Here is a 5,098-nt window from a genome sequence, read left to right on the forward strand (position 1 = left end):
TAACGGGATGGGCAAGCAAAGGTATCTGTCTGATGCACTGCCCACCCTACATGAACTTGAACTTTTAGCGTTTCAATAGATGCACCACCAACGGATACAGAGAAATAACTAGGACTCCATAGCGCAGTTTTCCCGCATGGCTTAAGATATCCACTTTGTCCGTATCTGCGACTTGATACTCCTTTTAGGCTGTTAACTATTTGAGAGATTGATATTTTAGGCGGGTACTCAATTAATGCGTGTACGTGATCAGACTCTCCGTTGAACTCCCTAATTTCAAATCCCATCTTTTCAGCCACCTCCTTGAACGAGTCTTCAATGGTCTTGAGGCTTGTTAAGGTCAGGATCTTTTGACGGTATTTAATGACACACACTAAGTGTATTTGCGTTCTTTGTAACGCTGTGTTGTTCTTTCCGGAAAGTCATTGTCAAATCTTGTATGCTACTATATAATCAGAGTACAGACCTACTTTGAGCATTGCATTGAAAGCTAGATATCAGTATCGTTTTTATCCAACAAACCAACAAAAACAGGACTTAGCTAGATTATTTGGTTGTGTTCGCGTGGTTTGGAACGATGCTTTAGCTATTTGTAAGCAATCTAAGAAAGTATTAAAATCTGGAGATTTACAAAAGTTAGTCATTACTCAGGCAAAAAAGACTGAATAAAGGCAATGGTTATCTGAAGTTTCTGTTGTTCCTTTGCAGCAGTCTGTTGCTGATTTAGGAGTTGCCTTTAAAAACTTTTTTGATTCCTGTAAAGGCAAACGAAAAGGCCGCAATGTTAAGTCTCCACGATTCAAGAAACGTTCTAATAAGCAATCGGCACGGTTAACCCGTAGGGGTTTCTCTATTCAAGGTGATGGGGTTTACCTAGCAAAAATTGGAGTGGTCAAACCGATATGGTCTAGAGCACTACCTTTGACCAAAGGTCACGCTACGCGAACAGACCCAAGCTCTGTTACTATAATCAAAGATTGCAGTAATAGTTACTTTTTGAGCTTTGTAGTAGACATTGAACCTGTTAAAGTTCATGCTAAGAACCAAAGCATTGGAATCGATCTAGGTATCAAAACTTTCGCGCTTATTGAGTGACGGGATTCATGCCAAAAGCCCTGATTATTCAAAGCTAGATCGAAAGTTACGCAAAACTCAACGAAAATTTGCCAAGCAACCCAAGGGGTCTAACCGGAGAGAGCAAACTCGCATTAAAATCGCAAAACTAAACAATAAAATTACCAACAAAAGAAAAGACTTTCTACATAAACTATCAACCAAGATCGTTAGCGACAACCAAGTAATTGTCTTGGAAGACTTGAATGTATCGGGAATGGTCAAAAACCGTAAACTGGCACGAGCTATCAGTCAGCAAGGTTGGTCAGAGTTTAGAGCTCTTTGTGATGCGAAATCAGATAAGTACGGCAGAGATTTTCGAGTTATAAACCGTTGGGAGCCTACTAGTCAAGTCTGTTCAGATTGTGGCTTTAAATGGGGCAAGCTCGATTTATCTGTACGCTCAATACTCTGTGTTAATTGTGGAACCGAACAAGACAGAGACGAGAACGCTGCCAAGAATATAGAAAAAGTCGGCATGGGGCATCGGCACGACTTAAAACGGACAAGGAGGGGTGGTAAGACTGCTGAGACCGTAGGTCACGCTACGCGAACGGTAGCGCACCCCGACGATCTGTCAAGAATCACCGCTCTTCCAGGGCGGTGAGTATGTCAATACAATCGCATCATCCTAGACACCTTCCGCCAATCACCGTTTCCCCTACTCTGCTTTGACCTTCCTCAAGAAGAGTATCTGACCCAATTGGAGCAACGGATTAATCACCTATGCTCCCAAGTCAAAGTATCCATATCCCTCTCTATCCCAGCCGCCCAGAGATTCTATGAAACTAGGTTAGTGAATCAGAACGATATGGTTTCTTTGCCGCCACAAAATTCCAATCGAGATCATGACCACAGCAAGGACACTGAGCTGCTGGCTACCGCTGCAGAACTTTACCGGAATTTGAGACAAGCAGCGGGATTGACACTGGAGGAAGCAGTAGTGCAAACCTCTGGTTACACTGTCCCTTTAGAAGAAACTATTACTGCTTGTCAGGAGGTGATTAAATCCCAGCCCGACAACCCTCATGCCTATTTCATGCTGGGTAATGCTCAGCGTCAGCAACAGGACATTGATGGTGCGATCGCTAGCTATAGAAAAGCCCTTGAGTTAGCTCCGGACAATTATTACTTCTACCGACACTTATCAACCCTGCTCTACCAGGAAGAGCGGTTGGATGAGGCAATCACTGTTTGTCAGCAAGCCCTTCAGTCACAGCCTGAAAATCCCTTGATTTATAGTGCTCTTGGCAAAATCCAGCTTCAGAAGGGAAATCAAGCAGAAGGAATGGCTAACTGCAAAAAAGCTGTTGAACTAGCTGAGGGGGTGACAATTCCCCTGCAAGCTTTGTGTTTTTAGAGTTTCAGTTGGTAAGCCTTTGAGAAGATCGAGCCAGGGATGGTCATCCCAATTGAACTTGACCAACGAAAAAATTAGGTTTCAAGACAAGACCATCCCAAATAGGGGCGTTATTCAACCTGTCAATCGACCCAATCTTTTTTGGGATAGCATGGCTCAAAAGCTTACCCCAAGCAATTTTTAGCCTGGTTGTCACCCCCTCAGCAATTTATGACCTATCTTTTTTTACCATAATTCGCTCAATTTAATATATATCAAGGGTTACAGGGCGCTTGTCACCCCTTCAGCTGTATACTAAACCTTATCGGAATTAAGCCTAATTAAGGCATAATTAAGATCGGCTACGTGATGTCAGTCATGAGGTATCAGCATGATTTTGAGCTTCAAGGAACTTCAGAGTTTTCCTCAAGTTCTCCAAAGCCTGACAGGCATCAGTCTTCAAGAATTTGAATGCCTTTTGGTGAGCTTTGAGGAAGCGTGGGAAACGTTTGTCAAACAAAGGTTTCAGCGAGAAGGTCGTTCGTCGAGCCTAGGTCGGCGGTAGGAAACCTCAACTTAAGACACTCGAAGATAAATTGCTCAACATTGCTGATATATTTTCGACTCTATCCAACCCAAGCTGTCCAGGGATTTCTATTTGGTATCGGTCAAGCCCAAGCGAATCAATGGGTGCATCGGCTGACCAGGGTACGTGTGGCAAGCTTTGGGCATTTGAGTTACAGTTGCCAGAGCGTGAGAAGCGCGAAATTAGAAGCGGTGCTCAACGCCTGTCCGAGTTTAGAGTTCATGATTGATGGCACAGAAAGGCTCATCAATCGACCGAAGGATTTCGAAGACCGCAAAACCTACTATAGTGGCAAGAAAAAAGCCCACACAGTCAAGAATAACCTGATCAGCGAACGTGGTGGCAAGGTGTTATTTTTGAGTGACACCTACTATGGCTTGAAGCACGATAATTTGATTGCAGATGAGGAGGGCTATCGGTTTCCAAAAGGGAGCACCCAATGGCCACGATACTGGGTTCCAAGGATTTGCCCCAAGGGGGGTCAACATCAAGCAACCGAAGAAGAAGCAACCGTTAGCAGAACTGAGCGATGAACAAAAACAGGAGAATCGACAAATTTCGAAGGTTCGTGTGGAAGTGGAACACCAAATTGGGGGTATCAAACGATCTCAGATTGTGGTGCAGAAATTTCGGAATTGGGTTGACCACTACATTGATGATGTGATGGAGACAGCTTGTGGGCTTCATAATTTCCGACTCACCCACCGTCAAACAAAAGTTACTAACCACCTGTTAGTTTCCTAATCCCAAACCTTAGGGAAAGAATCGATTCCTTGAGTTTTCTGCACTATTTCCGATAAGGTTTACTACATAAGCAAATTCAATTATCATGATTATTCTGCCTGCTTATTGAGAATGAACTCAATAGCAAAAGCTGAATGCCAGCATCCTTGTTATAAATCTTTTTGTAGTACGTCCGAAGGACGTAATGTCGGTTTGCAACTTTCTTACTTATTTTTCTCCAGACATGACCATTTCCCAACTGACTGGAGTTCCCTTCTTCACATCAGCTTTCACGGATTTCCCCAAGAGAATATCATAATATTTAGTAGGCAATCCGCACCCCGGTCTAATTGCTCTCAAATTCTTTGGGGTTAAGATATCTCCGGCTTGCATATCCTCAGCAATATCAAGACTCACATCACTAACTGTCTTCCTAAAATAAAGGCTTCAGCTGCTTCAACGCCTACGCTGGCTCCCCGCCAACGGGCTAAATGTTCAACGGCTTGTAATGAACGGGGATGAGGCCAGGGACGCATTTCAGACTGATAGGCTTCCAGGGCTTTGAGCTTGAAGTTGAGGGTTTCAGTTACATCTACAAACCAGTTGGGTGCAAAGATGGGGGCAGAGCCAGGGGGTTGCCATTCGGTACTGGAAGGTATTTCAAAAAATAGGAGTGATTTGACTGGATGTCCAGGGACAGGACGGCAGGCGGTAATCACGGCTTCATGAATGCAGCGGTGATCAATGTTCACATCACCGCTATGGTGGGTATAAACGATCTCCGGCTGATGTTGGTCAATGGCTTGTTCGACCACCTTAATCACATCCAACAATTCACAACCATCCATGCGATTATCGGCAAAATTATGGAGCGTGACAGAGGCTGCGCCTAAAATGTCACTGGCTTTATTAGCAGCCACTGCTAATGCCGAAAGTTGAGATTTCCATTGTGAGCGATCGCGATTGGAGGCTCGGCTGGTAGCACCTTCGGCTAGGATTAGGATATGAACAGTATTACCTTGTTGAACGTGTTGGGCTATGGTACCACCACAGCCCAATATCTCATCATCAGGATGCGCGGCGATCACGAGAACTGTATTCATCAATGCGACTCAAATCTTTAGCAACAGTTTCAATTAACTCATCCGATGGATTCACACAATCAATCTGCGAAACTACCATCACTAGCCGACGAATGTCCACATCATAGTGGCTCAAGACCCGCTTAAAACGGGGTAGATGCCCGGAGTGAAACTTCGACATACCAATTACTACATCCATCGATGGCAAGCCTTGGGGATAGGGCATTAAGGGCTCAATATAGCGAGCAGCAGCCT

General features: G+C 44.3%; 10 protein-coding genes and 1 pseudogene. 7 read left to right on the forward strand and 4 right to left on the reverse strand.

Annotation, left to right across the window (positions count from 1 at the left end; genetic code table 11):
* Window positions 1-62 precede the first annotated feature (62 nt).
* Window positions 63-432 (reverse strand): annotated as a pseudogene (gene tnpA / locus F6J99_RS41885) (IS200/IS605 family transposase); the annotation flags it as partial.
* Window positions 433-471: 39 nt separating this feature from the next.
* Here tnpA and F6J99_RS45965 point away from each other — a divergent pair.
* From F6J99_RS45965 to F6J99_RS45980, 7 genes are all read left to right on the forward strand, one after another.
* Window positions 472-669 carry a helix-turn-helix domain-containing protein gene (locus F6J99_RS45965; protein ID WP_365975313.1) on the forward strand — a complete coding sequence of 66 codons (198 nt, stop codon included), beginning with the start codon at window positions 472-474 and terminating at the stop codon, window positions 667-669.
* Between the two features lie 33 nt (window positions 670-702).
* Window positions 703-1,095, forward strand: a complete 393-nt coding sequence (locus F6J99_RS45970; protein WP_365975315.1) for a transposase — start codon at window positions 703-705, stop codon at window positions 1,093-1,095.
* Window positions 1,088-1,720, forward strand: a complete 633-nt coding sequence (locus tag F6J99_RS45975; RefSeq protein WP_365975317.1) for a transposase — start codon at window positions 1,088-1,090, stop codon at window positions 1,718-1,720. Before F6J99_RS45970 ends, F6J99_RS45975 begins: the two co-directional genes overlap by 8 nt.
* A gap of 189 nt (window positions 1,721-1,909) precedes the next feature.
* Entirely contained in the window at window positions 1,910-2,473 is a 564-nt protein-coding gene (locus F6J99_RS41895) for a tetratricopeptide repeat protein (protein ID WP_293122553.1), read from the forward strand.
* A gap of 370 nt (window positions 2,474-2,843) precedes the next feature.
* Window positions 2,844-3,017, forward strand: a complete 174-nt coding sequence (locus tag F6J99_RS41900; protein WP_293122556.1) for a hypothetical protein — start codon at window positions 2,844-2,846, stop codon at window positions 3,015-3,017.
* A 41-nt stretch (window positions 3,018-3,058) separates the two neighbouring features.
* Window positions 3,059-3,571 (forward strand): transposase family protein, encoded by a 513-nt coding sequence (locus F6J99_RS41905; RefSeq protein ID WP_293122559.1) that lies wholly within the window; start codon window positions 3,059-3,061, stop codon window positions 3,569-3,571.
* A complete protein-coding gene (locus F6J99_RS45980) occupies window positions 3,561-3,782 on the forward strand; it encodes a transposase family protein (protein WP_365975321.1) in 222 nt (73 codons plus the stop codon). The genes F6J99_RS41905 and F6J99_RS45980 overlap by 11 nt, the downstream gene beginning before the upstream one ends.
* A gap of 207 nt (window positions 3,783-3,989) precedes the next feature.
* Here the strand turns inward: F6J99_RS45980 and F6J99_RS41910 are convergent, their stop codons facing one another.
* The 3 genes from F6J99_RS41910 to F6J99_RS41920 all read right to left on the reverse strand — a co-directional run.
* A complete protein-coding gene (locus tag F6J99_RS41910) occupies window positions 3,990-4,178 on the reverse strand; it encodes an SAF domain-containing protein (RefSeq protein ID WP_293060568.1) in 189 nt (62 codons plus the stop codon).
* The gene (locus F6J99_RS41915) at window positions 4,175-4,864 is read right to left on the reverse strand and encodes a PIG-L family deacetylase (protein ID WP_293122562.1); all 690 of its coding nucleotides are present in this window, start codon (window positions 4,862-4,864) and stop codon (window positions 4,175-4,177) included. The genes F6J99_RS41910 and F6J99_RS41915 overlap by 4 nt, the downstream gene beginning before the upstream one ends.
* The coding region (locus F6J99_RS41920; RefSeq protein WP_293122565.1) for a hypothetical protein at window positions 4,830-5,098 on the reverse strand (269 nt) is incomplete at its 5' end. The genes F6J99_RS41920 and F6J99_RS41915, both read right to left, overlap by 35 nt.

It is taken from the genome of Moorena sp. SIO4G3 (genome assembly GCF_010692305.1).
In the GTDB taxonomy this organism is placed as follows: Bacteria; Cyanobacteriota; Cyanobacteriia; order Cyanobacteriales; family Coleofasciculaceae; genus Moorena; species Moorena producens_A.